At 63.8% G+C, this 25,859-nt stretch carries 17 protein-coding genes; 5 read left to right on the forward strand and 12 right to left on the reverse strand.

The genetic code is table 11. From position 1 onward, the window contains the following. Positions 1-3: 3 nt before the first annotated feature. On the reverse strand, positions 4-1,449 hold the full coding sequence (locus E8M83_RS14805; protein ID WP_137174109.1) for an NAD-dependent succinate-semialdehyde dehydrogenase: 1,446 nt from the start codon (positions 1,447-1,449) through the stop codon (positions 4-6). A gap of 142 nt (positions 1,450-1,591) precedes the next feature. Here E8M83_RS14805 and E8M83_RS14810 point away from each other — a divergent pair, with 142 nt between their 5' ends. After that, positions 1,592-2,971: a PD-(D/E)XK nuclease family protein gene (locus E8M83_RS14810; RefSeq protein WP_170976814.1), complete on the forward strand. Its 1,380-nt coding sequence runs from the start codon at positions 1,592-1,594 to the stop codon at positions 2,969-2,971. 60 nt (positions 2,972-3,031) lie between these two features. On the opposite strand, the gene E8M83_RS14815 is transcribed toward E8M83_RS14810, so the two are convergent. The 6 genes from E8M83_RS14815 to E8M83_RS14840 all read right to left on the reverse strand — a co-directional run bounded on the left by E8M83_RS14815 (position 3,032) and on the right by E8M83_RS14840 (position 11,879). Continuing rightward, positions 3,032-4,786 (reverse strand): PcfJ domain-containing protein, encoded by a 1,755-nt coding sequence (locus E8M83_RS14815; RefSeq protein ID WP_137174111.1) that lies wholly within the window; start codon positions 4,784-4,786, stop codon positions 3,032-3,034. A 158-nt stretch (positions 4,787-4,944) separates the two neighbouring features. Beyond that, positions 4,945-6,984, reverse strand: coding sequence for a DUF262 domain-containing protein (locus E8M83_RS14820; protein WP_137174112.1), 2,040 nt, complete (start codon positions 6,982-6,984; stop codon positions 4,945-4,947). Further along, on the reverse strand, positions 6,981-8,375 hold the full coding sequence (locus tag E8M83_RS14825; RefSeq protein ID WP_137174113.1) for a DUF262 domain-containing protein: 1,395 nt from the start codon (positions 8,373-8,375) through the stop codon (positions 6,981-6,983). The genes E8M83_RS14820 and E8M83_RS14825 overlap by 4 nt, the downstream gene beginning before the upstream one ends. 380 nt (positions 8,376-8,755) lie before the next feature. Next, a complete protein-coding gene (locus E8M83_RS14830) occupies positions 8,756-10,378 on the reverse strand; it encodes a methyl-accepting chemotaxis protein (protein ID WP_229491539.1) in 1,623 nt (540 codons plus the stop codon). A gap of 322 nt (positions 10,379-10,700) precedes the next feature. Next, positions 10,701-11,210 (reverse strand): hypothetical protein, encoded by a 510-nt coding sequence (locus tag E8M83_RS14835; RefSeq protein WP_206077464.1) that lies wholly within the window; start codon positions 11,208-11,210, stop codon positions 10,701-10,703. A 60-nt stretch (positions 11,211-11,270) separates the two neighbouring features. Then, entirely contained in the window at positions 11,271-11,879 is a 609-nt protein-coding gene (locus E8M83_RS14840; RefSeq protein ID WP_137174115.1) for a TetR/AcrR family transcriptional regulator, read from the reverse strand. 2 nt (positions 11,880-11,881) lie between these two features. Between E8M83_RS14840 and E8M83_RS14845 the strand changes: the two genes are divergently transcribed. From E8M83_RS14845 to E8M83_RS26075, 4 genes are all read left to right on the forward strand, one after another. Then, entirely contained in the window at positions 11,882-12,544 is a 663-nt protein-coding gene (locus E8M83_RS14845; protein WP_229491540.1) for a TonB-dependent receptor domain-containing protein, read from the forward strand. Positions 12,545-12,778: 234 nt separating this feature from the next. After that, positions 12,779-13,378, forward strand: a complete 600-nt coding sequence (locus E8M83_RS14850) for a M15 family metallopeptidase (RefSeq protein WP_137174117.1) — start codon at positions 12,779-12,781, stop codon at positions 13,376-13,378. A 65-nt stretch (positions 13,379-13,443) separates the two neighbouring features. Further along, a complete protein-coding gene (locus E8M83_RS14855) occupies positions 13,444-14,769 on the forward strand; it encodes a hypothetical protein (protein WP_137174118.1) in 1,326 nt (441 codons plus the stop codon). A 9-nt stretch (positions 14,770-14,778) separates the two neighbouring features. Further along, entirely contained in the window at positions 14,779-17,784 is a 3,006-nt protein-coding gene (locus E8M83_RS26075) for a patatin-like phospholipase family protein (RefSeq protein WP_137174119.1), read from the forward strand. Between the two features lie 743 nt (positions 17,785-18,527). Here E8M83_RS26075 and E8M83_RS14865 read toward each other — a convergent pair. The 5 genes from E8M83_RS14865 to E8M83_RS14885 all read right to left on the reverse strand — a co-directional run bounded on the left by E8M83_RS14865 (position 18,528) and on the right by E8M83_RS14885 (position 25,504). Beyond that, positions 18,528-19,505 (reverse strand): PHB depolymerase family esterase, encoded by a 978-nt coding sequence (locus tag E8M83_RS14865; protein ID WP_229491541.1) that lies wholly within the window; start codon positions 19,503-19,505, stop codon positions 18,528-18,530. Between the two features lie 216 nt (positions 19,506-19,721). Next, entirely contained in the window at positions 19,722-22,634 is a 2,913-nt protein-coding gene (locus E8M83_RS14870; RefSeq protein ID WP_170976815.1) for a PAS domain-containing protein, read from the reverse strand. Between the two features lie 68 nt (positions 22,635-22,702). Beyond that, on the reverse strand, positions 22,703-23,320 hold the full coding sequence (locus E8M83_RS14875) for a hemolysin III family protein (protein ID WP_137174364.1): 618 nt from the start codon (positions 23,318-23,320) through the stop codon (positions 22,703-22,705). Positions 23,321-23,379: 59 nt separating this feature from the next. Continuing rightward, positions 23,380-24,003, reverse strand: coding sequence for a phasin family protein (locus E8M83_RS25970; RefSeq protein WP_170976816.1), 624 nt, complete (start codon positions 24,001-24,003; stop codon positions 23,380-23,382). Between the two features lie 910 nt (positions 24,004-24,913). Continuing rightward, positions 24,914-25,504: a hypothetical protein gene (locus E8M83_RS14885; RefSeq protein ID WP_137174122.1), complete on the reverse strand. Its 591-nt coding sequence runs from the start codon at positions 25,502-25,504 to the stop codon at positions 24,914-24,916. Positions 25,505-25,859 lie beyond the last annotated feature (355 nt).

A 25,859-nucleotide genomic window follows, 5' to 3' on the forward strand; every position in this document is an offset into this window, starting at 1 on the left:
GGCTCAGACGCCGACCATCGAGACAGCCTTGGTATTGAGATAGGATTCCAGCGCCTCTGGGCCGCCTTCGGAACCATAGCCCGAATCCTTGACGCCGCCGAACGGCAGCTCGGCGCTCGGCGTGGCCGGCTGGTTAATCCACAGCATGCCGACTTCGACCCGGTTCATCAGGAGCTGGGCGTTCTTGATCGAGCTGGTGAAGGCATAGCCGGCCAGGCCGAACGGCAGGCGATTCGCCTCGGCGATCGCGTCTTCGAGGCTGTCGAAGCCGCGGATCGCCGCCACCGGGCCGAACGGCTCGTCGTTGAACACGCTGGCCTCGAGCGGCACGTCGGCCAGGATCGTCGGCGCGAAGAAGTTGCCGGCATCGCCCACGCGCGCACCGCCGGTGGCCACCACGGCGCCCTTGGCGCGCGCATCGTCCACCAGTTGCGACATCGCCGTCAGGCGGCGCGGATTGGCCAGCGGCCCCAGGGTGGTGCCATCCTGCAGGCCATCGCCCAGCTTGAGGCTTTCGGCGTGCTTGACCAGGGCGCGGGTGAACTCGTCCTTGACCGCGTTGTGCACCAGGAAGCGGGTCGGCGAAATGCACACCTGCCCGGCATTGCGGAACTTGGCGCCGCCGGCGGCCTTGACCGCCAGCGCCACGTCGGCATCGGCCGCCACGATCACCGGCGCGTGGCCGCCCAGTTCCATCGTCACGCGCTTCATGTGGGCGCCGGCCAGGGCCGCGAGCTGCTTGCCGACCGGGGTAGAGCCGGTGAAGGTCACCTTTCGGATCACCGGGTGCGGGATCAGGTAGCCGGAAATCTCGGCCGGGTCGCCGAACACCAGGCCGACCACGCCCGGCGGCACGCCGGCATCGACGAAGCACTGGAACAGCGCCGCCGGCGACGCCGGCGTCTCTTCGGGCGCCTTGCACAGGAAGGAGCAGCCGGTGGCCAAGGCCGCGGCCAGCTTGCGCACCACCTGGTTGATCGGGAAGTTCCACGGCGTGAAGGCGGCGACCGGGCCGACCGGTTCCTTCAGCACCAGCTGCTGGGCGGCTGGATTGCGCGACGGGACGATGCGGCCATACACGCGCATGCCTTCGGCGGCGAACCAGTCGATGATCTCGGCGCCGGCCATGGCTTCCATCTTCGCCTCGGCCAGCGGTTTGCCCTGCTCCTGGGTCAGCAGGCGGGCGATGTCGCCGGCGCGCTCGCGCAGCAGGGTCGCGGCGCGGCGCATGGTGGCCGCGCGCTCGGCGGCGGGAATGACACGCCATGCCTCGAAGCCCTTCTGGGCAGCGGCCAGCGCGCGATCGAGGTCGGCGACGGCGGCATGGGCCACGGTGCCGATCGGCTGACCGGTGGCCGGGTTCACGACCGGAATGGTCTTGCCACCGCTGGCGTCGACCCATTCGTTGGCAATCAGGAGGCGGATGTCGGGGTAGCTGGAAGTCGTCATGGGCGAAAGTCAGGTGCGTTGGTAAAGGGAATATCATAGACCTTTTCCCGATCCCTTACCGGATCCAGCTCCAGCCGTCAGCGATCCGAATACCTTCCGGCGCTCCTTGATGACTGATATTGCCACTATCGACACGACAGACATGCACGCCATTTCCGATCTCGACCATACGCTTGCCGCCAACCTCGATGCGCTCGTCAAGGACGACGCCTTCGCTCTCCTCAGCAAGGAGCTCAACCGGTTCACTCCCTTTCGCGTATTGCGGGTCGAACGCTACGAGCTGCGTCACACGAACACCCTGGCCTGGCTGCTCGACCCCTTCGGGTCGCACGGCATGGGCCCCGCATTCCTCGACCGCTTTCTGGAACAGGTGCTCGGATCGCATGCACCGCTCGCCTCGCCCCTGGTTGAGATCCGTACCGAACTGGTGTTGAGCCCAAGCGGCAAGCTGGTCGAAGACAGCGAGCCGCCCGGCGACGACGTCAATACCAGGGACCGCCTCGACATCCTGGTCGAGGGCCGCACCGCCGATCGCCGCACCTGGGTACTGGCGATCGAGGCCAAGATCGATAGCCAGGAGGGCGCCGCGCAGCTACAGCGCTATGACGATGCGCTGCAGCGCCTTTTCCCGCAGGTCGACGTGGCGAAGTGCTATCTCACGCTGGGCCCGGCCGAGAACGTCAGCAGCCCGCACTGGCGGCCCGTCTACTGGGGCAGGCACGTCAGCGACGCCCTGCGCGGGGCGCTCACCGCTTGCACCGAACTCGACGGGCGGGTCCGCGATTTTCTCGAAGATTACCAGGCCCTGATCGATGGCTTGTCCAGCCAGGAAGCCGCCGGAACCGACAAGGCGGCGCTGGCGAACAGCGCCCGGTACGCTCCCGCGCTGCGCGTCCTCAACGAACGGATCAAGGACCTTGACGGCGTCCACAGCTGGGACGCGGTGCCCTGGGCCAGCACGTATCGCCTGCACAAGACGGTCCTCGACGCCTGCCGCCGCGTGGTACGCGAGAAAGGCGCCATCCTGGTATGGAGCGTCATCGACGATATCCTGGAAGACACGACGCGTTGGGAACGCATCACTACCGCGAGCAGCAAGACGCTAAGGGTGCGCTTCATCCCGCGCAGCTGGACAGTCGTGGAAGGCCTCAAGACCGACGGCCAGTGGAACCTGTTCTACCAGGCCGAGTTCCGCAAGACCCACGGCGACATCGAAATCAAGCTGTACGTCGCGCCGCCGGGCGACGCCGCAGTGCAGAAAATCCTGCTGCAGCGCATCTTTGGTGAAAATCTGCAGCTGCGCCCTGCCGACGCGCTGACGCCCGATCTCAAGAAACTGCACGATTTCGTCTGGGGCTCGGGCCAGTCGATCAAGCTCTGGCGGCACTTCATCGTCTGGAGGGAAGAGCAGGATGGCACGCTGCTGGCCGGCCAGCTGGACGCCGACAAGCGCGCATTCGAACAGGCGGTCGCACGGCATACGGCCGTCATGCTCGAAGGCCTCGGCGATCCGGCCCCCTGAGCCGCGCGCCGATCACCGCCGACGCGCCACCATCCGGCCTGCCAGGCCGTGGCAAGGCAGTCAAGCGGGCGTCGTCATGTCCTCCAGCAAGCTTCCCGCCAGCCGCAGCGCCACGCGGTGGGCGTGCCCCTCCCGCGCCTGTCGCAGCGGGCGCGCCCGCCCTCGCTGGTCTTGCTGGAACCGGATCCGCGCCTGCAACAGCGCTGCCGCCGCCTCGCCGTTCAGGCGTGGAACGAGGGCCTCGAGCGCGCGCTCGCACTCGGCATTGGGGGCGCCATTGCGGGTGGACCGATGCTGTTCCACTGCCACCCGCGGGCAGTCGCCGTCGACCAGCCGCAGCTCGGCGGTCGACAATACGACGCCGGATGCCGCACGCAACGATACGATGGCGCTTTGTCCGCTGTGGCAGGCGCCAGCATAGGAGGCGACGCAGTGCTGCATGAGCATGCCTTCTGCACGGAGTTGCGTGGCACTGGCCAGCTCGACGACGACGATCCCGCCGAAGTGCATGGGCTCCGGCAGGATGGCGGGCCAGTCCGCCACCTCGAGCTGCTCCACGACGCCTGGCTCATCCGCCAGCGCGCCCCCCGCCCCGAAGGCCTCCGCATGCCAGCGGCGCGACAGGGCCAGCATGCGCCGCAGCCCGATGCCGGCGGCCCAGCGCGCGACCACGGCCAGCGCCGCCCGGTCGCCGGCATCCTGCCTGTATTCGACAGCGTCGACCAGCGCGCGCAGGAAATCGGAGGCATCCGCACATTCCGCGGCAAAGCCCCGTCCGTCGCGCCGCATGGCATCCTGCGCCCATCCGGGTTGCCGGCACTCGGCCAGCCAGCGCCGCATGCATGGACCGTGCAGCTCCGACCACGCCCTCATCCGAAGATCGCCGAAACTGTCGCGGAACCTGAAGACCGCGGCCAGCACGCCACATAGCTGCATCAGGTCGTCGAACTGCGCGGGCGAGCGCGGACGCCGCTCGGGCGCAAGCCAGGACAGTGCGGCCAGGAGCTTTGGCAGGCGCACATCGTCCAGCTGCCAGTGCGCGGGCAGCGCGCGGGTACCCAGCCAGCGCACCACCTCGCGCGGCACGTCGAAAGCGCGCGCGACCGCATCGTGCAAGGGCTCGGCGCCGTCGATCGCCCTGGCGACGGCCGCAATGTCGCGCCGGAGCCGGCCCCGATCCGGCGCCGCCAGGAGCGGCAATAGCCAGGGCAACAGGCGCAGCGCCTGGACACGGTAGCAGCTCCTTCCCCCCTGGCCGACGATGAAGTTGTACACCGCCAGGCGATCGACGGGCTGGCCGCACACTGTCCGCGCGTCCGCCATATAGTCCCGCGCCTGGTCGTCCAGGTGTTCCAGGTAGGCCGCCACCACCCGATCGCCATCCGCGTCGCCATGGTGCTGCGCATGGTCATCGCCGCGGCGGGCGCCGATGGACGAGATCAGCCAGTCGACCTGCGCGGCGGTCATGGCCGGCTGCGCGAGCAGCGTGGCATTGCGTTCCAGGGTGGCCTGCACGGCAGCGTATCCCGCTGCCTGGAGGGCGGCGGCGATGTCGCGCTCGAGATGGGAGAAGCGGCTTTCGTCATAGCCAAGCTGCGGCAGCGCTGCGGCCAGCACGCGGCATGCGTCGGGCAGCGCATTGCGCGGACCTCGCATCCCAAGCGCATAGACCATCCCGCTGCGCAGCACGCAGCGTACGGACGCAAGGGCCCGGCAGTCGGACGCACCTGAAAGCACACCCCGCGGATCGGCCGTCACATGCATCAGCAGGAAGGCGAGCGGTCCCTGGCCGGCATCGCAGCCTACCCATTGCATGCACTGGGCGCGCGAGATGGAAGGAAAGGACGGGGCGGCGACAGTGGCAAGCATTGTAAGGGAGTGGAAGACGGTGGAGCGGGTAGTCTGACAGCGGGTGCGACAAAAGATGTCGCAACAGCGTCGCAATGCCGGCGGTCGCTTGCGGCCCTGCGCTGTCAGGTTGCGACGAGACTGCCTTCCGGGATGTCGGCGCTCATCCTTGGCTCCAGGCTGTCGACCAGGACGGCTGACATTGCCTGTCCATGTGCGCGGATCGCGGCAACGTCCCACTCCCTGCTTTCCATCATGAGGTATTGCTTGATGCTGTCGATGCGGTTGTTGCGGTAATACTCCTTCTTGGCCGCGGGCATGAAGTTGCTCAGCCGTGAATTCTTGGCATGGCTGATCAGGCACAGGTTGCCAAACGCGTCCAGCATGTCGGGCTCGAGCTGCGCCTGTCCCTCCATCGGGTTCTGCGGATAATAGTGCTCCACCGAACTGCGGAACGTGAATTCGAACCCGGCCATCACCGCATCGTTCTCCCGGTGCTTCAACCAGAGCAGGTAGTCGAGGTAATTGAAGACCAGGTTGTTCTCGATCTGCCCATAGGCCAGGCCGGATGCGATCCGGCCGCCGTCCGCGACGTCTTCCCGACGCCGGGTGCAGCGGCCATCGCGGCCGTAGATGATGTCGAAGTACTCCGCCCTGTCCTCGCCAGCCAGGTAGCGGTCGAACACGAAGGCCCTGGCGACCGATTCGAGGTGCTCCAGGTAGACCGCTTCCCGCACCTCCCGCGCATCATGCAGGTGCTTGAGCGCGGCGTTCAGCCAATGCTTGTAGACCCGCGTCGGCGTCGAGACGTGGAACGCGCACAGCAGCATGAGTATGCGCCGGTTGTCTCCCGTGGCCGCCTCCTCGCCCTCGTCATCGGCGCCGAAGGTGTTGACGTAGCTTGGCCGTCCTGCGCCCTTGCGCGCGCCCGAGGCATTCCACTTGAGGCGCTTGAGGCTCCAGCCATCCGTCCCTTTCACGAATTCGCGCTTGATCACATAGTGGTCGAACAGGTACTTGCAGCGCAGCAGGGCAAAGACGAAGTCCTTGATCTTCGCAGCGGGGTCGCTCGCCCTGAATACGTGCCTGTCGAATTCGGCGATCAGGGCCTTGTCGTCGAGCGGGACATTTTGCCCGGTCATGACACGCAGCACGTGCAGCAGGAAGTTCGGGAAGTTGATCACGGCGTGGAAACGCTCGGGCGCCTCTTCTCCCCTGGCGTCCGTCCCGCCGGTAGCGCCTGGCGCTGGCGTGGCCGGATCGAGGATCTGGTCGAGCGTCAGCGCGATGCGTTCGGCGCCGTCGTCGGCGGCCTGGAGCGCCAGCGCATCGCATAACTGGGCAAAGCCGGTCGGCTCGAAGCGGCTCCAGTCGCCGGCTCCGAATACCGCATCGCGCTGGGCGGTCGTGAACCCCATCTGGACGTAGCGCTCCATGTTCGCGCACGCCTCCCACACGGTATGCAGGCAGTGCCGGCTTCGCTCCGGCGCGGCATCGTCGCGCAGGGCTTCCATCATGCGTGCCTTCAGCACCTCATGTTTCTCCAGCTGCTCGCCGCGGCTGTTCATGATCTCGAAATAGTGGTTCAGGTCGGTCTGCGGCGGTACGCACACCCGCATCAGGACCACGTTCCCGAGCAGGTAGCGTGTAAAGCGGCGCCGCTCGACACCGTTCTCTTTCAGTTTGCGCGGCAGGATCTTCTGGATCAGCCGGTAGCCATTCACGATGGACGGATTGCTGTCCTGGGCTGCAAGCGCGCCTTTGGCCTTGGGCTCGAGCGCCCCGGCGAAGATCGCCGCGAAGGTCTTCTGGGAGCGCTCGCGGCTCTCGAAACGCAGGCGCGGGGCGCCGTACCAGTCCAGGCCGGACTCGCCGCTGTTCTTCAGGTGCGACACGAGCAGGGACAGGGTCGTCAAGCGCTGCTGGCCATCGATGGTTTCGTACACGGTGCTGCCAGGGCCCTGGCGCGCGAACACGACCAGCGTGCCGATATAGTAGTTCTGCGGCGCCGCGCCTTCCTTCGGCAGATAGTCGATCACGTCCTGGATCAACTGGGAGATCTCGGCCTCGTCCCAGGCGTAGTTTCGTTGATACATGGGGATCACGTAGTCCCCGCTCTCGCCCAGCAGTGCCTCGATCGACAACTGGCAGATCCGTTCGCTCATGCCGCGTACCTCATGTCCTTGAAGAGCTGGTTGATTTTCGTCGTCCTGGTCGAGCGGATATGCTCGACCGCCGGCAACTCGCGGCTGAGGAAATCGGCCGGCGTGATGGCGTCGCCCAGCACCCTGAACAGGTTATTGCCGAGCACATAGTTATCCACCGTAGGGAGCTGCACTGTTTCCATTTGCAGGCGGACTGTGTAGGCCCAGATAAAGATTTTTTCGATAGCCCGCGAGAGGTCTGCCAGGCCGAACCTGTCGATGTAGGCAATCAGCAGGCAATCGAACATCGTGCGCACGAAACCGTCCCCGACTCGGCCCCTGCCCTCGTACGTGTCGATATCCTTGACGATGCGCCCAGCGTAACCGTCGAGCGATCCCGCCTCGGCGAGCTGGCGAACCTGGCCGAGCTTGCCGCGAATCGATGCGATCCGCTCCTGGTAGTGCGCGGTCATGTCGAAGAAGCGGCGGCCGTTGATGATCGTCTGGTCCAGGCGGAACGGGAACGCCATGCCGCGGCCGTCGCCGCCGCCCCCGGACTGCCGGTTGCAGGCATCGACGAAGTGGTGGACGATGCGCAGCTGCTCGGCATGGGGATAGGCCGCCACCGTGTCGAGGTTGATGCCTTTGAACAGATGGGTATCGTCCTTGCCGAAATAGCGGGCCGAGCGCCCTTTCGACCAGTTACGCATACGGTACAGATAGCGGGCGAACAGCTCGGCGAGATCCTCGCTGTCGGCATTCTCCCAGCGCGCCACCGTGTTCGCCTTGACCTGCTCGTCGTCGTCGAACTCGCGCAGGTGATAAGCCTTGAGCAGGTCGTGCGGGTCGAGTTCGCGCCCGCGCGCGTTCTGCGAATCGAAGAACTGGAATGCCTCCGAGATATCGGTCAGCTCAAACACGACGAACTGGCAGCGATTGAGCAGGAAATCGATCGAGTCCTCGGCAAAATCGGCCCGCTCGACAATGCGCGAGATGGCGAGATAGTTGTTGCGGATGTTCGCCTGCGATATCTCGCTCTCGAAACCGGGCTGGATCATGCCCTCACCCAGGCTGCGCAACTGCGCTTGCAGCGCGGTGTGCAGCAATCCCGGCAAGCGCAGTGCGACCAGCGCCCTGATCGTCAGCAGCAGGGTGATGGTGCGCTGCTGGCCATCGACGATGTCCAGGCGACCGTGTTGCCGATGCAGGACGATGGTGCCGAGCCGATAGGACGGCTTGTCCTTGTGGGTGGCGATATCGCCGAACAGTTGCTGGACGTTCCTGGCGGTCCATTTATAGGGACGCTGGTAAGGCGGGATCCGCAGCGCGGCCTCGGACAGCAGCGCATCGACGCTCATGATGCGCGTGCCCAGCGCGGCCGGCTGTGCGACGTGGTCGGTTTCGTTCTTCATTGGCTCTTCGTTCTCGCTGTCGGGCGCTCGCTCAGGCAAGTGTCGCCTTTGCGGCGCATGATGTCGTCAAGCGTGAAGGGACGCGCAAGCGCAATATCTGAAACAGCTTTCATGGTGTCGTTCGGGACTCGTCCGTTATCAAGATCAGGAGTGGTGATGATATGGGTCCTTGCGACGACCGATGTCGCATACGGTCACCGGCGGAATTGAAACCAGGCGGCAACGTCTGGCGCCTCATCCACCTGGCGCTCGACCAAGCGGAGGACCTTCGCCAGCCATTGATGACATGCCACGTTGTCTCATCATGAGCATAACAGAAAAGCCTCGACTAATTCCACAAAGAAACGCTCCCGGCGCCGCGTCCGGGAGCGCCCACCGACTCAACCGGGGGCGACGGGCGACGCCAGCCGCGGGTGAACCGGTGCAGTCGAGGGCGTCGAATCGCGCAGCTGCCCCGCTGGTATCCCGTCCAGCTTGAACACGCGGACCGCAGCGGCTAGTCCGGCCGCCTGCCGCTGCAGGGTTTCGGAGGCGGCGGCGGCTTCCTCGACCAGCGAGGCGTTCTGCTGGGTTGTCCGGTCCATCTGGCTGACCGCTTCGTTGACCTGCTCGATACCGAGCGTCTGCTCGCGGGTGGCTGCGCTGATCTCGCCCATGATGTCGGCCACGCGGCGGATGCTCTCGACTACCTCCTCCATCGTGTTGCCGGCCCGATCGACCAGCACGCTGCCGGCTTCGACGTTCGACACCGAGGCGTCGATCAGGGATTTGATTTCCTTGGCGGCCGCGGCCGAACGCTGGGCCAGGCTGCGCACCTCGGCGGCGACGACCGCAAATCCCCGGCCCTGCTCGCCAGCGCGAGCCGCTTCGACCGCAGCGTTCAGCGCCAGGATGTTGGTCTGGAAGGCGATACCGTCGATTACGCTGATGATGTCGACAATTTTCTTGGACGACGCGTCGATCGTACCCATCGTCTCGATCACCTGGCGCACCACTGCGCCGCCGCGCAGCGCGACCTCGCTGGCCGAACCGGCCAGCCCGTTGGCCTGGCGCGCGTTGTCCGACGTCTGCTTGACGGTCGAGGTCAGCTCTTCCATCGACGCCGCGGTCTCCTCGAGGGAGCTGGCCTGCTGTTCTGTGCGCGCGGACAGTTCCAGGTTGCCGGCCGCGACTTCGTCGGCGGCGCCGGCGATATGGCCGGCGCCCTGCATCACCTGCGTCACCAGGCGCCGCAGTTCGTCGTTCATGTCACGCAAGGCCGCCAGCAGCTGGCCGGCCTCGTCGCGGCTGTGTACGACGATGTCGGCACTGAGGTCGCCGCGGGCGACGCGCCGGGCGACGCCAACCGCCTCTTGCAGCGGCGCCACGATACTGTTGCGCAGCAGGAGCCCGGCGCCCACGACCAGCAGCGCTAGGAATACACTCAGGGCGCCCTGCAGGCGCAGGCTCAATGCGCCCGCGTCCTCGATCTTGCGCGCTTCGGCGTCGATGGCCTTGCGCTGCATCTCGACCAGCTCGCGCAGCTTGGCCTGGTACAGCGTCGAAGCCGGCACGTACCTCTCGTCGATCAGGCGGTTGGCCGTGTCGTTGTCGTCGGCCGCGCGGGCCTCGGCCACGGCGATGCGCATGGCGTTGTTGACAGCGCGGGCGTCGGCGATGTCGCTGACCAGGCGCTGCTCTTGCGCTGAATTGAGCAGCGGCTTGACCTTCGCCATCAGCTCCTCGACTTCCCTGGTGCCCTGGGCCGAATCGGCAGCGAAAAAGCTCACGAGCGAACTGTCGGCGCTCTTGGCAATGGCGATCGTGCGGCGCGAGCCGCCGTAGATGGTCCGGTACCAGTCGCTGACCAGGCGCTCCTTGGCCAGCGACGTGTCCATCAAATGGCGGGTCGATTCCGTGACCCGGCCGAGCTGCCACAGGCCGACGATCGTGGTCGCCACCGCGACGACCAGCACGACGCCGAAGACGACGGCGATTTTTTTACCGATATTCAAGTTCTTCATCAATACTCCAAACGATATCTTCTGACTGGGCGTGTCAGCCGCCCACGAATGCATCCAAACGGTCTGAACCGTATATATAAATATCTCGATGACGGAATGTGACTTCTACAGGTTTGACATCGATACAACCGGATTTCCTGGCAGGCCGCAGGGCATGGAATATCCATCCCATTGCAGGGAAATGTTGCAGTGGCGCGCGTGTTTTCCCAGTTTGAGGTGTCGATCGTGTTAGCCGCTCGCCGGACGACGGTCGATGACGGGTTGAGCAACGCAATCGCAGGATTCTGGCATAGTGCCGAAAGGAAATAATATCGATAACCGACTAGCTGTTATCTATTTTTTGGATAGCCTGCAGGGGGCCCTGATGGCGCCGGACAGCCGCGAATCGATGCGATCCGCTCCTGGTAGTGCGCGGTAATGCCGAAGAAGCGGCGGCCGTTGATGATCGTCTGGTCCAGGCGAAACGCCATAGCGTGGCGCGGCCATCGCCGCCGTGCCCGGACCGCCGGTTACAGGCCTCGACGAAGTGGTGGACGATGCGCAACTGCTCGGCATGGGGATAGGCAGCCGCCGTGTCGAGGTTGATGCCCTTGAACAGATGGGTTTCGTCCTTGCCGAAATAGCGGGCCGAGCGCCCTTTCGACCAGTTGCGCATGAACAGCTCAAGGTGATAAGCCTTGAGCAGGTCATGCGGGTCGAGATCGCGCCCGCGCGCGTTCTGCGAATCGAAGAACTGGAATGCCTCCGAGATATCGGTCAGCTCGAACACGACGAACTGGCAGCGGTTCAGCAGGAAATCGATCGAGTCCTCGGCAAAATCGGCCCGCTCCACGATGCGCGAAATGACAAGATAGTTGTTGCGGATGTTCGCCGGCGTCCACAGAGAAATTCGCTACCTGCCCGCCGTCTCCAGCCTTGCCAGTACACCCTCAATGAGCGCCAGCATGCCCTGCTCCAGTTCCCTCTCCATCTCCGCTTCTTCCGCCGCACGCCCGGCGTCGACCCCAGGCTCCCGCCCCGCCACCGAGTACACCGTGTCCGCCACCGCCATCCTGTGGAACGCCACCGTGGCCAGCGCCCAGGGCGCCTGCTCCCTGGAAATCGCGTACACCTCGGCGATATGCCGCTGATGGCTGTCGATCCTGGCAATCATCGATTCCGTCGCCGCCAGGCGGCGAATGACATAGGGCGTCACGCCCGGATGGGCCTTGACGAAGTCGCGCACCGATGTGGCGAAACCACACAGGTACGCGCGCAAGTCTTCTTCGCGCGAGGCCCGTGGGATTTCCCAACGACTGAAGATTTCCTCGGCAACCAGCCGCTTGAGTTCCTCCAGGCAGGCCACGTGCCTGTAAAGCGCCATATGGCTGACACCGAGCGCAGCGGCCAGTCCGACAAAGGTGATGTTGGGTAGCCCCATCGCGATACCGGCATCGGCAATGCGGATCCGCGTGATCGTGGGCGGGCGGCCACGCCCCGCGGGGCGTTGTGGCGAATTCATGGGTGTTCCTTCCAAAAGCGACGCCTGCCTTGCGCCCGATGGGCGGCGTTGCCTGGGTCGACCCGGAAGTCACGCGCTCGGCGCTCGCCGCCAGCGTCGGCAAGCAGGCTACCGGTGTTCCCAAGCTGCAGGGCAAGGCTGGGGTGGAATGGGATGTGCCGGCGCTGCCGGGACTGACGCTGACGGGTAATGCGACTTCGGTGTCGAAGCAGTACATCAGCGCCGACAATAAGCTGGCCGCCGCGGGCCGCACCACCTTCGATGTCGGGGCGCGCTATGGCGCTGTCGTCGGAGGACGCCGGGTGACGCTGCGCGGCACCGTCAGCAACATCGCCAACAAGGCTTACTGGGGCATGCCTTTGCTGTCCAGTTTGGCGCTGGGGGCGCCGCGCACCTTGCAGATGTCGGTGACGGTCGATCTTTTAAAGCGGGCTGTCCGGCCCTGGCTGCGCGTGGGGCTAGCAACGCAAGCTGAGCTGGCCAGGTGGAGGGGAGCTCGGCCTGGACCAGTCCAGGCGCGGAACGCCTGCGCGACACCTCTGCTTCATGTCGGCCAGCAGCCATGCCCCTCATTTTTCTTGAAGAAATATATCGCGCGATTTCTCTACCGAATTGGCTATTTAAATATCCACAATTCTGGTGCTACATTAACCCTTACAGCATAGAAAAGAGTTCCGATTTGGGGCAGATCAAATTTTTGCCTCATGCATTATGCGTCAATTTGTTGCAGAACAAATTACGATGCTTTTTGCTTGCAGTGAAATAGCAAGGCCTGGCAAAAAGGATCGCATCCAGGCCCGCGCCATGTAGCTCATGGATGACAGGTTGACGCGTTACCGAACGCACGTCATGTGCGCAACAAACGGGCGGGAAGATATTCCACGGTCCAGGAGGCCGGCATGCATATCGAAATGATGATCAAATCCATCCAGTCCCGTCTTGGCCTGGAGCCCGATGGCAAAGCCGGTCCACTGACATGGACTGCCGTCTACGGCCGGATCGTCGGCGATGCGCCACCCACCGAAGCCGACCCGGGCGCGCTCGACGAGCGCAGCGCGCGTACGGTCGCTACCCTGCAACCCGAAGTACGACCGTTCGCCATCGCACTGGTCGAGCGCGCCGCAGCGCAAGGGATCGTCATCAAAGTGATCAGCGGCACCCGCAGCTACGCCGAACAGGACGCGCTGTTTGCCCAGGGGCGCACCGCGCCGGGCAAGATCGTCACGAATGCCCGCGGCGGACAATCGAACCATAACTTCGGCATTGCCTTCGACATCGGCGTATTCGATGGTCGCCGCTATCTCGATCACTCTCCCTCGTACAAGGCGGTCGGTGCGATCGGTCTGGGGCTGGGCCTCGAATGGGGCGGTAACTGGAACTCGTTCGTCGACGAGCCTCATTTCCAGCTGCGCCCCCGATGGGCCAAGGACATGCCCGAACGAACAATGCTTGCCGAACTTGACCGTCGACAAGCTGAGCACCAGGCACTGTTCAGCTGATTTCCCACGCGCCATCACTAGCGCGATCCTTCATCGAAGGCTACTCCCTGGATTCAGGAGGCCGTATGCCTACCTTGCTTCGCTCGTCAGTACTGGTCCTGGCCGGCGTGCTGATGTCCGCCTGCGTGGCGGACGGCCCCTACCAGGCCGGCGCCGACGGCACCCTACACGCCCCAGTCGATGCCGGCGTTGACACCGGTTACGTGCTGTCGCATGTCGAATTCGATGACCAGGGTTGGTTCCAGGACATGCGTCAGCGCCAGGCCCTGTTTGCCAAGCTGCAGACCCTGCATCGCGAAAAGAAATCGATGCTGATTGTCGCATACACCCATGGCTGGAAGCACAATGCCAAAGAGGGCGACAGCAACCTGGACGATTTCCGCAAACTGCTTACACAATTGACGACGATCGAGCGGGCGTCAAAGCGACCCAGCGGACCGCGCACCGTGGTTGGCGTTTACATCGGATGGCGCGGCTCCACTATCCCGATTCCCATCGTAGAGAACATCACGTTCTGGACGCGCAAGAATGCTGCCGAGCGCGTTGGCGGCCGCTCCATCAAACAACTATTCGTCGAACTGAACCAGTTTCGCGCCTATGCCAATGGCTGGAGCGCCAGCGACCAACTCGCGGAAAGCAGGGAGACACAACTGGTGTTCATCGGCCATAGTTTCGGTGGCCTTGTCACCTACACTGCCCTGCATTCGGCGATCCTGGAGCGCGGACTGCAACTTGACCATGCTGGCAACTACCGTACAGCCAAGAGCTTTGGTGACTTCGTGCTGCTGGTCAATCCGGCCTTCGAGGGCGCTTCGTATGAGCCAATCTGGCAGGCCGCGCTCTCGCGCGGCTGCTACCCTCGCTGGCAGCGGCCGGTCATGGCCATCGTCACCTCGCGCGCAGACAGGGCGACCCGCCTGGCCTTCCCGGCGGGCCGCCTCTACACCCTTGCGCAATCGGCGCCGCACGAGGGCGAGCGAGAGACCGTGATGCACACGGTCGGGCACCTCGATCGCTATCGTACCCATCAGCTGGAAATGACGAAGGACATTGGCCCGCCACGTCCCTCAGCAGACGCTGACCGGGCCAGCACTGGACCGTCCACCACGCTCGGACCGTTCCGCCTCACGCAAGCCGAGCGGCCCAGGATCTTGCCGCCTGTACCGAAGCACATGCCTTACCTGGTCATCCAGGCCGGGCCCGAGCTGATCGCCGATCACAATGATTTCTGGAACGACCACTTCCGCGACTTCACCGTCCGATTCATCAGCAAGCATGTCCTGAAGCCCCAGGAGACGGCGGCCACCACAGAGCGACCAGCGACAGATGGCTGTCCAGCGTTCGGCGCTCCGGCGCCCGTGGAAACGGCCGGCTTGCCACAGGCCCGATAGGAGCACGCAATGAACAAGACCCCATTAGCAGGGCTGTCATGTCCCAAGGGACTCGAGCGCAAACTTGAGAACGCCGGCTACGACGATGCAGAATACGGCGTTGCGCTCGACAGGTTTCGAGCCAAGTACGCGCTCGCGCCTGGACAGGAGTGGGAGAAGCTGACGGAAATGGGCGGCTACACCTTCGCCGAAATCTTCCGCTACGAGCTCGCTGCGCTGGCGGGCGAAAAGTCGCGGCCTGCAGAACCCCCGCCCGAGTCGAACGCCTATCGCGATGCGCACGCGGCTACGCTATCCGGCCTGGCGTTCTCTGGCGGAGGGATCCGCAGCGCCACCTTCAACCTGGGCGTCATCCAGGCCCTGGCCGAAATGAAGCTGCTAAGCCACTTCGACTATATGTCGACAGTCTCGGGCGGCGGCTACATCGGCGGTTGGCTGTCGAAGTGGACTTGGGAGTGCGGCGGCGATATTCATAAAGTCGAGGAAGAACTCGCCAACAAGAAATTTTCGTTCGAGCCACTCACCCAACCATGGCCCGTGCAGTTCCTGCGTCGCTACAGCAACTACCTGACACCCCGCGTGGGCCTGTTCAGCGCCGACACCTGGACCCTGGTCTGTACGTATTGCCGCAATACGATGCTGAACATGGTTATTCTGCTTTCCTGGCTCGCCGTGCTGTTCCTCATGCCACGACTCATCCTGATACCTGCCACTCTGGACCACGCGGATGCCGCGCGACAACCGATCTGGATCGGCCTGGCAATGGCGTTCTTTCTCTGGACCGTCGCCTGCATCGCGCTGAGCATATCGCGAAAAGGGAAGCTCCCGGACCACGGCCTGGGGTCGCAGAGCCAGGCGGCCATCCTGTGGATGGTCTGCCTGCCGCTGCTGCTCGCCGCCTTTTTCGGCGCATTCGCGGTTTGGGGTCATCTTCAAGCTTTGGCCGACTATTGGAACGGCCTTCCATCGACTTTCTGGGATCCCGCTTCGCTATGGTTACTGGGCCCCGGCCTCCTGTACATTGGCGCCTGGTGTGCCGGTTGGACCTATGCCCGCTACCTGAACGCTAGGACGGAGGGAGGCTCCGACAGGCAGGACCATATCCTGCGCCTGGCCGCCGGCCACTTCATCAGCGCGGTGACGGCGCTGACGGTCGGCACTATCCTGCTGCTCACGGGCGTCGCCGCTTTCCATGGCGCGCAGCCTGTAATGGGCGTAGCCACAGGAGGAACTGCGCTGTCGGCGCAAGCGGCAGGCGACGTCATGACGATGCGACTTGCAACCTTCGGCGTACCGCTCATGCTGTCGTTGTTCGGCGTGACCGTGACCCTGGTGATCGGACTGGTCGGGCGCCTGTACCAGGAGCAGAGCCGCGAATGGTGGGCGCGCCACGGCGCCTGGACTGTCATCTGCGCGATCTGCTGGGGATTCGTGTGCGGGGCCGCATTCTACCTGCCGCCGCTACTGGCCTATGCCTGGGAAAGTCGGCCGGAATGGACCGGTGTCGCCGGCGCATTGAGCAGCCTGGTCACCATTGTCGGCCTCAAGTCCGGGTCAGGCAAGGCGACCGGAAAGGCGGAGTCTTCCAAGGTAAAGGAGGCGCTGGCGCAATTCGCGCCGTACGCCTTCATGATGCTGGCGATTTCCCTGCTGTGCGCCGGTCTGCAGCGGCTGGTCGCGCCGGCAGCAGTCGAAGCAACTGCAGGCCTCGGCGCCTATATCACGGCCTTCGAGCGCTCCAGCGCAGCGGCTCTCCATGGCGTCACGCCCGCAGACGCTCTAATCGGAATCTGGGCATTGGTGGCGGGCTTGCTGGTCACGATCCTGGTGCTCGGCTGGCGCGTGGACGTCAACAAGTTCTCGCTTTACATGATGTACCGGTTGCGCCTCGTGCGCGCCTACTTTGGCGCCAGCACGAAGAATCGCGCACCCCACCCCTTTACCGGCTTCGACCCGAAAGACGATATCAAACTGGCCGAGCTGTGCAAAAAGGATGGCACGGTCCAGCGGCCGTACCACCTGATCAATGCGGCAGTCAATATGGTGGGCGGCAAGGAACTTGCTTGGCAAACGCGCAAGGCGGCCAATTTCTGCTTTTCTCCGATGTATTCGGGATTCGAGCTGCCCACGATGCCTCCCGATAGCATGCGATGGCGCTTGCCCCGCGGCGCCTATCGACCGACTGAGCGCTATGCATCGCAAATGGCGCCATTCAAGGACAACGATGCCGGTGTGCACCTCGGCATGGCGGTTGCCGTGTCCGGCGCAGCGGCCAGCCCGAACATGGGCTACCACTCCTCGCCGCCGCTTAGCTTCCTTATGACCCTGTTCAACCTTCGGCTCGGCCGCTGGTCGCCAAACCCGGTCAAGGCCGATTCCTGGCAGAGGGCCGCGCCCTATAACGGCATCGCCAGCATCCTGTCGGAACTGTTCGGCCTGACCGACACGCGCGCCAAGTTCCTGTATCTGTCCGATGGCGGCCACTTCGAGAATCTCGGGCTTTATGAATTGGTACGACGCCGCTGCCGCCTGATCGTCGCCATCGATGCCAGCGCCGATGCTGGATTCAAATTCGGCGATCTTGGCAACGCCATTCGCAGGTGTCAAACCGACCTCAATGTCCCTATCAGCATCAAGACGTCGGACATGACCACCCTCGGACCTCCCCAGCCCCGGGCGGTATCGTTTGTGACGGGCACTATTCGCTATAGCCAGGCCGACGGCCCGCAGGCGGAAGAAGGCGTTCTCCTGTACATCAAGCCGAACATCGTGGGCGACGAGAATGCCGATATTGCCAACTACAGCAAGCGATATCCGGGCTTTCCACACCAGTCGACCGCCGACCAGTTCTTCGACGAAGACCAGTTCGAGAGCTATCGGATGCTCGGGCACGGTGCGGCCAGTGCCGCCCTGCGCGATCTGGTGCCGATCTTGGCCAAGGAGTTCGGCGCCCTTCCCGTCGCTCCAGCGCTGAGGCCCAAGGTCACTCGATGCATTTGCAAGGAGTTGCTCTAGAAGCTCGCGTCGATTCTTTCTACCGCGGATAGGAAGATTCGGGCCGGTCCAAGCGAAATTGCAAGTCGCTACGAAGCCATATTGTGATCAAGCTGTCCTGGAAAGCACCCGACGTCTTTTCCGGCAGTAACCAGCCGGCGTCGTCGGGACCGATATTCCGACCTTGACCTGCGCAGGACGACCATCGCTAGATCCGCTCAGCCAGAAAAAAGGGCTCGCCGAAGCGAGCCCAATTGAATTGCATTACTAAGGGTTCCTAAGAACCTTCATTCCCACTCGATGATGATTGGCTGAGCTAAATAAACGAATTTATGTGGGATTCGAGCCCTCGTACCATCCTCGATACCATACCAGCGCTCTCGTTCTTTCATTGCCGTCGATCGCACGTCGGCCTTCACACTGTGCGCTTTTTCTCGCCTCCCCAAGGCCGATCTGCACATCGACTTTCGGGCGAAGCCTCGCGGCAAGACATTGTTGGAACAACGCACCCGTCACGGGGCGCGGAATGCATGCGATGCCGCTAGTGCAGGTCGATCGCTGCCATGACAACGGCGCTCACTGTTCGCGCAGCTTCGCCGCCTTTTTTACTTTCTTGTCCGCTTTTTTCTCTTTCGCGGTCTTGGCCGGTTCTTTTTTCGTCGTTTTCTTTGCGTCCTGGTTCTTACTCATCATTCGCTCCATTCAAGTGCGTTTTAATAACTAAACATGATCCGACATACATAGCGTGTATTCCCGAGGCGCGCTCATAAGGCATGCCCTTCGCCGAAGAACCGCAACATTTCACGGCTGGCGTCCGGACCGTTGGCATCCGTGTTGGCTGCGCGCTGATCGCCACCGGACCAGGCATGGCCCGTCCCGTGCACGAGCCAGTGCTCGGCCACCACTGTGCCGGAGTCGCCCGTGTGCACCGAGCGCGTGAAGTCGCGGCCCCGCTCCTGGCCCGTTTCCTTGACATTCATGACATTCCGGCAGCCCGACGGTCTGGCCGACAGGTAGCTCTGGATCGACTGGCGTACGATATCGTCGCCATTGCTTCGGTGAACGGTGGCATCGTCATCCCCGTGGAACACGATGACAGGTACGCTGGTCGGGCATGGCGCGCCGGCGCAGGCCGGGACAGCGCCCCCATGGCGCATGGTCGTCATCGCGCCGATACCGCTCGTCGCACTGCCATGTGGTACGCCGGAATGGCAGCCGATCGCGCTGAAGATGTCCGGATAGCTGCGTCCCACGATGAGCGCCATCGCGGCGCCAGCCGACAGGCCCGCAATCGCGACTCGGCGCCGGTCCACGGCGTAGTCATCGATGATCTGCCTGGTCAGGTCCGCAACCAGCGCCGGTTCCCCTTGGCCGCGCTCCTGGTTGGCAGCCTCGAACCAGTTCCAGCAGGCGTTCCAGTTCGCGAAACGCGACTGTTCGGGATACAGCACCAGGAAGCCGGCCTCCTCGGCCAGTTCGTTCATCCCGGTGCCGAGCGCGAAATCGGTGGCATTCTGGCCGCAGCCATGCAGCATGACGACCAACGCCCGCGGTTCGTCCCCACGATCGACGGGGACGAACAAGCGATAACCGATGGCTTTGCCGTTCGCTTGCAGGCGACCCGACAGGAATCCATGCGCCTGCGGGGAGAGGGGCGGAGCGTGGAACGGGGAGGTGGCGGTAGCGGCGTGCGCCGCCTTGTTGGTCCAGGAGAACCAGTCCTCCATGACGTGACTGTACATTGCGTGACTCCTTCGTGGTGGAAAAAGTCTCCTTTTATAATTGTTGGCGGCGCGGTCAGATGACCGACCGGATGCTGACCACTATGCGCCTTTTCGAGGCGTCACGCCGGATGTCCACAACTCTATTTTCGCGGCTTGGTCAAATGCAAGAACCAGTCGGGCGCCGACATCGTCGTCGTCGCCGGCTGCCCGGCCTGCTGCCGTCATCCTCATCCGTCAGGCTCGGGACTGGCCGTCGTCGGACAGGCGAATGCCGGCCAGGAGCGCGAACAACTGGCGCATGTCGACTGGCTTGACCAGGTGGTGATCGAAACCGGCAGCGAGGGTTTCCCGGCGGTCGCGTTCCTGGCCGTAGCCGGTAATGGCGACAAGCATCGCGCGGCAGGTCCGCGGCGCGGCGCGCAGCCGCCGGGCCAGTTCCGTGCCGCTGATATCGGGCAGGCCGATATCGAGCAGGAACACGTCGGGGGCGAAGCCGTCGCTGCGCGCGAGCGCGCCGCGCGCATCATGTTCGACCGCCAGCGTGTGCCCATGCGACTCCAGCAGCATGGCCAGCATCGCCGCCGCATCCACGTTGTCGTCGACGACCATGATCCGCAACGTCCGCTGCGCAGGAGCTAGCGCTTCACCGCGGCTCCCGGACGGGCCGGGAACGGACCCTCTGGCGCTGCGGCGCGGCAGGCTGACAACGAACGCGCTCCCCTTTCCCATTCCCGGGCTGGTGCAGCGGACGGTGCCGTCGTGCAGGGTCACCAGGCTCCTGACGAGCGCCAGGCCGAGTCCGAGACCGCCGAGCGACCGGTCCGACGGACGCTCGGCCTGCGTGAACAGTTCGAAGGCGCGCTCCACCAACTCCGGCGCCATGCCGATGCCGTTGTCTTCGACGCGCACGACCACGTATGACGTGTCGACGTCGATCGCCAGGGCGACGTGCCCGCCCTCGGGCGTGTATTTGGCGGCGTTGTTCAACAGGTTGGCCAGCACCTGCACCAGGCGTTTACGGTCCCCCATCACGCAGGGCGCATGCGGCGGCAGCGTCAGGGCCAGGTGGTGGCGGCGCGCGCTCAGCAGCGGCGCCGTCTGCTCGATCGCGTCGTCGGCGACCTGGCGCATGTCCAGAGGCTCCATATCCAGCTCCACCTGTCCGCGCGTCACGCGCGAGACGTCGAGCAGGTCGTCCACCAGGCTGCTCAGATGCCGCACCTGGCGGCCGATGATCTCGCTGGTGCGGCGCACGCACGATTCGTCGACGCGCCCTGCCTGCAGCAGCTCGGCGGCAGCGCCGATCGGCGCCAGAGGATTGCGCAGTTCATGTGCCAGCATGGCCAGGAACTCGTCCTTGCGCCGGTCGGCGATGGCGAGCTGTTCCTGCGCCGCCTTGCGCTGGGTTATGTCGTGGAAGAAGAACGCAATGCCCCCCTCCAGGGAGCGATGGGTACGAATCTCCATCCATGCACTGCTCCCGTCCGGCAGGTTGTGGAACAGCTCGACGATTTCCGTCTCGCCGGTTTCCATGACGCGCCGGTAGGCGCGTTCCGCATCGGTATGCCTGAGCTCGGGCCAGACTTCCCAGTGGCTACGTCCGACGACTTCCGCGGAACTGCGCTGGGCCAGCCGCAATCCCTCGGCGTTCATGCGCAGGATCGTCCAATCACGGTCGAGGACGGCGAATCCCTCGACCATGGCGTCGAAAATATACTTGCTCTGATCGCGCTCGGTCTGCAGCTCGCGGCGCGCGCTGGCGGCTTCGAGCTCCGGCCAGGCGCGGCTGGCCGCCTCGGCCACGAGAGCGAATTCGTCATCGTGCCAGGTGCGCGCCGCGGTGCCCTGGATCGCCAGCACGGCCTTGAGTTCTCCATCCCTGAGGTAGGGAACCATCAGCTCGGCGCGCACGCCGCCGTCCTCGCGCACGACACGATGGCCGGCGAACTGGCGCCCGCCACGCAACGTGGCCAGTGCCGCCTGGCCGATATCCGCGAGCGCGACGCTGGCAGCGCCCAGGCTGGTCAAGGCCGGCGCGGTCCAGCGACACCGGAGCACGGCGCTGGACGACGCCTCGTCGATGTCGGCATACCAGACCCGTTCGGCGTCCAGCCTGGCGCCCAGCATCTCGCACACGGCTGCGCCGATGCTGCCGGCATCGTCCAGCCTGCGGATGCGGTCGGCAAAGCGCAGCTGGAACGCCTGATGCGATTTCGCCGCCTCCAGTTGCCGTACCTTGTCGAACAGGTCGCGCCTGGCCAGACACGCGTCCGTGACGTCGTTCGCCTGCGCGAAGATGCCGGTCGCGTGCCCGTCCCGGCCGACGATCGGCTGGTACAGCAGGTCGACGTAGCGGCTCTCGAGCTGGCCGCCGGCTGCGCGTCGCAGCTGCACGTGGTGCTCATGCAGCACGATGCGCTCGCCGCTCTCGAAGGCCCTGTCGAGCAGTTCGTGCATGCCCTGCCCCGCCAGCTCCGGCAACGCCGCCGATGCCGGCTTGCCGATCAGGTCGCGGCGGCCCACCAGTGCGTAATAGGCTTCGTTGACCATGTCGAAAACGTGGCCGGGCCCTCTCAAAATCGCCATGGAACCGGGGGCCTGGTCGAACATCGCCTGGAGCCGGCTCCGCTCCGGACTAAGGATGCGCATCAGAGCCTCGTGCATCTGCGGGCGGTCGGCCAGGGACATGTCGGCCACGGCATCGGCGTCCTGTCTCAAGTAATAGCGTCCGGTCTCCTCGTCGAACTGGTAGAGGTCGGTAACGTCGATGGCGTTCTGCGCCACGAACGCCACCGCGCCGGTCGCGTCGCGCACCGGCGTGTGGATGGCGCTCCAGTAGCGTACATCGAACACGGTGCCGTCAGGCGTCGCGCGTGGGACCGCATAGCGCAGCAGCGGACTGGTTTGCGGCTCGCCCGTTTCGACGGCGCGCGCGATCGCCGTGCGCACCTCCTCGAGATTGGTCGAGGCCGGGTCGCCGGGATTGGCCGGGAACGCGTCGAAGATGTGCTTTCCCATCAGCGCATCAAGGCACTGGCCGGCGGCCCGCAGGTATGCCCTGTTTGCGCCAATGATGGTGCAGCCGGTGTCGACCAGCAGGTAGGGATAGGGAGAGGCTGCGAACAGCGCCTGGAAGTCGGGATGCATGGCGTTCCTGGTGGTGCGCGCGCATGGCGGCGCGGTCGGTGGTCGTTGGCGCAACGTGCGCGAGAAAGTCAGGTGACGTAGCACAGGATGGCGACGTAGTGGCAAGCGCTGCCGGCAAGGACGAACAGATGCCATATGCCGTGGCCATGCCGCACCTTGTGGTCCGTGGCGTAGAATGCGATGCCCAGCGTGTAGCACACGCCGCCGGATACCAGCCAGGCGAATCCCGGCCAGCCGAGGGCAGAGACCAGCGGCTTGGCGCCAATCACGGCGAACCAGCCCATGACGACGTAAATGACGAGCGAGAGGACGCGCGCGCCCCTGGCGTACCAGATTTCCTGGATGAGTCCGAACACCGCGAGCGCCCACACGGCGCCGAACATCGGCCAGCCCCACGTTGCGCGCAGCGTCACGAGGGTAAAAGGCGTATAGGTGCCGGCGATGAGGAGGTAGATGGCGCAATGGTCCATCTTGCGCAGCACTTCCTTGGCGGGGCCGCGCGCGCTGTGGTACAGGGTCGATGCGAGGTACAGGTGAAACAGCGCGGCGGCATACACGCCGCTGCTGACGATCCTCCACCCGTCGCCGCTGGACCAGGACGCGGCGAGCAGGCACACCCCGCCCACCGCGGCCAGCGCCGCGCCGACGATATGGGTGATACTGTTGAAGCGCTCACCGGGATACACGGGGAGCGCTGCCAGCACGGCGGTGCCGCAGCGGCACCGGGCAGGCGGACGACGCCATGTCAGCGCGCCGTCACCTGCGCCTTGCTGCCTTCGCGGGCGGCGGCGCCTTTCATGTTGTCGGGCACGTTAGCCTGGCTGGACTGCCCAGCGGCTTTGCCGGCAGCGCTATCGGCGCCAACCTGCGCTCCTGCGTGCCCGCCGGCGCCGGCCGACGCACCGCGCTGGGCATCCTGCTTGAACCCATCCTGCGAATGCGGGACGGTGTCCGCTTGCGGGCGCACGCTCTTTTCCGGACCGTCGGCGGTGCCGCGCGCGGCGTCCTCGGACATTGCGCGGGCGGTGCGGGACGTCTGCTGCACGTGCTGTTCGGTTACGCGGGCCAGGTCGGCCTGGATGCTTGCAGCAAGCTGTGACAGCTGCTCCTGGTAGGCACGCAGTTTGTCGGTGACAGGCTGTGGATGCGACGCCGCCGCCGACAACGCGTCGGTCGGGCGTTCAGCGCTCAGCATGCGCTGGGCGGTACTGGAAGCGTCCTCGATCAGGGCCTGGCCCGTCTGCATATTCAGCGCGAAGACCTGCTGGAGGGAGCGTGACATGGTGCCTGACAGCTCGTTGAAGAATGCGATCTGGGCGTCGAGTTGCGCGCGGATGGCGGGATTGACGGATTGCGGATAGGGATTCATGGGGCACTTTTTGACGACAACGTGGATGCATCGGATTGCAGGACGCCGGACACAATGCATTGACATGTCTGGCGCGAACGGCTGCGCGAGACGCAGACTGGTCGTGCACGACCGCGCAGGTCGCGAATGGCTTTTACACACTATGCGCTCTTTTCCATGCGTATGCGCTTGGTTCGCGCTTTTATTTTCGCGCAGTGAAAAGCGGCAACTCATTGAATGTACAGCGCTTGACTGCGCATCCGCCCATCCGGTCAACACTGGCTGAGGCTGACGCCAGCGGGCGCAAGTCACCGACTGCCACACGGATCGTCGCGAGGTGTGCCGACGGCATGCGCGCACGATCGAGCGTGATCCCTCGTGCCGCTCATCCCGCTGCGCCAGCGCCATTGCCGCCCCTGGGCGCGTCATCGGTCCTCGACCGGATCCGCCGCGGTACTGGTGCTCGCCCGGGGCGCCATCGGCGAATGAATCGGATCGGCCAGCGACATCACGCCACGCAAGTTGGCCGGTTACGCTACTAAAAAGGCTCGCCGAAGCGAGCCTTTTTACCCTCAATAGCAGAGTTTCCCCTCAGGAAACCTCACTCCCACTCGATCATCAATGGCTGAGCTACGCCCTTGAATTTAAAGGTATCTTGCTACGTCCGGCCTCATCAATACCATGGCTAATACCATATAATCGAATCGGCTTTACTTTAGTCGCTTGCCGATCGGCTGGCCGGTCTTGCAGGCTGCACCTCATCAATAGAATCAGCAAGTGCCGAAACCTCGTAGCAGTGTTCAGCGAAAGTAATGGAGATGTAAATTCCCGTCACGAGAGAATTAGAACAAGTTGCTGCAAGAATCGGGCTTTTCACCAAGGCTTAGTTGGCTCCACATGAGCTTTTTCATCGCGTCCTGGCGAAGGGCGACTAGGCTCGCGAGGCTGAGGTGGTGGCGGAGGTGGCTTCGGTGGGGCTGGCTTCTTCGAGTCGGTCATCTTTTTCTCCTGGGGTGATAAAATAGCTGTCTGGCAGCTCATTTCTTACCTCTTGCTCGCACTGCTCCAATACTCGCAAATTCGAGGTTGTCTCCGGATTTTTCCCAACAAGGACTTTTTCACGTTGAAGCGCACGCTTGAAATCACCTTGCAAAGAGCCATCGTATTTTCCCTTTTGCTCGATGAGTGTCTTGATTTCCATTAAGTCGTACTCTAGTGCCCGATATCCGACTACTACACCCTCATATTGCTTGATTTTTCTTCCAGGGGTATATGCGGGCTTAAGAAGCACAGCAAATGCCGCAATGCATCCCAACCATTGCCAAGCTATTTTTCCGTATTCCGTTTGCCAGAACCAGAGGCCCGCGACTGCAGATGTTGGCGCGGTTGCTAGCACTAGAATCTCAAAAAAAGAATTCCATTTCTCCGCTTGCTCGAGTCGGCGACAATAATACTTGACATTAAGCCGTGCAGTTCGAAGTTTGTTATACACTCCCCATACAGGATGATTTTTATAAGTCATGCCATATTTCCGAAGTTGGCTTTCGCTAGTGTTTGAACGACTTAAATCGTATTAACTACGCTGCAGCGGTAATGCTCGCGACACGCACTGCATGTAATCGTGCATGTTCCTCACGACGAGCATTTATTTCGCTTAGCTGTTTCGTCATATACTTAACAGGATCCCAATCGGACACAACTGAAGCTTCGAACCCCTCAAGATTTCTCAGTCGTTCGGACAAGGCCGCAGCCGTGAGTCCTAGCTTGGCGCGTTGGAACTGTCGCTCTTCGAACCCTTCGGCTGCCTCGGGAGGACTAGCACAATACTCGAACACTGCATCGACCTTGCTGTTAGCCAAGTCGGCTTGCGCCGGAAT

It is taken from the genome of Massilia sp. HP4 (genome assembly GCF_005222695.1).
Lineage (GTDB): Bacteria > Pseudomonadota > Gammaproteobacteria > Burkholderiales > Burkholderiaceae_D > Telluria.

Bases quoted from the DNA above. Each gene is read 5' to 3' on its own strand.
- E8M83_RS14850 (WP_137174117.1), top strand. From the start codon at position 12,779: ATGCATATCGAAATGATGATCAAATCCATCCAGTCCCGTCTTGGCCTG.
- E8M83_RS14885 (WP_137174122.1), bottom strand. From the start codon at position 25,504: ATGACTTATAAAAATCATCCTGTATGGGGAGTGTATAACAAACTTCGA.
- E8M83_RS14825 (WP_137174113.1), bottom strand. From the start codon at position 8,375: ATGAAGAACGAAACCGACCACGTCGCACAGCCGGCCGCGCTGGGCACG.
- E8M83_RS14805 (WP_137174109.1), bottom strand. From the start codon at position 1,449: ATGACGACTTCCAGCTACCCCGACATCCGCCTCCTGATTGCCAACGAA.
- E8M83_RS14870 (WP_170976815.1), bottom strand. From the start codon at position 22,634: ATGCATCCCGACTTCCAGGCGCTGTTCGCAGCCTCTCCCTATCCCTAC.
- E8M83_RS14855 (WP_137174118.1), top strand. From the start codon at position 13,444: ATGCCTACCTTGCTTCGCTCGTCAGTACTGGTCCTGGCCGGCGTGCTG.
- E8M83_RS14865 (WP_229491541.1), bottom strand. From the start codon at position 19,505: ATGTACAGTCACGTCATGGAGGACTGGTTCTCCTGGACCAACAAGGCG.
- E8M83_RS14815 (WP_137174111.1), bottom strand. From the start codon at position 4,786: ATGCAATGGGTAGGCTGCGATGCCGGCCAGGGACCGCTCGCCTTCCTG.
- E8M83_RS25970 (WP_170976816.1), bottom strand. From the start codon at position 24,003: ATGAATCCCTATCCGCAATCCGTCAATCCCGCCATCCGCGCGCAACTC.
- E8M83_RS14840 (WP_137174115.1), bottom strand. From the start codon at position 11,879: ATGAATTCGCCACAACGCCCCGCGGGGCGTGGCCGCCCGCCCACGATC.
- E8M83_RS14820 (WP_137174112.1), bottom strand. From the start codon at position 6,984: ATGAGCGAACGGATCTGCCAGTTGTCGATCGAGGCACTGCTGGGCGAG.
- E8M83_RS14830 (WP_229491539.1), bottom strand. From the start codon at position 10,378: ATGAAGAACTTGAATATCGGTAAAAAAATCGCCGTCGTCTTCGGCGTC.
- E8M83_RS14810 (WP_170976814.1), top strand. From the start codon at position 1,592: ATGCACGCCATTTCCGATCTCGACCATACGCTTGCCGCCAACCTCGAT.
- E8M83_RS26075 (WP_137174119.1), top strand. From the start codon at position 14,779: ATGAACAAGACCCCATTAGCAGGGCTGTCATGTCCCAAGGGACTCGAG.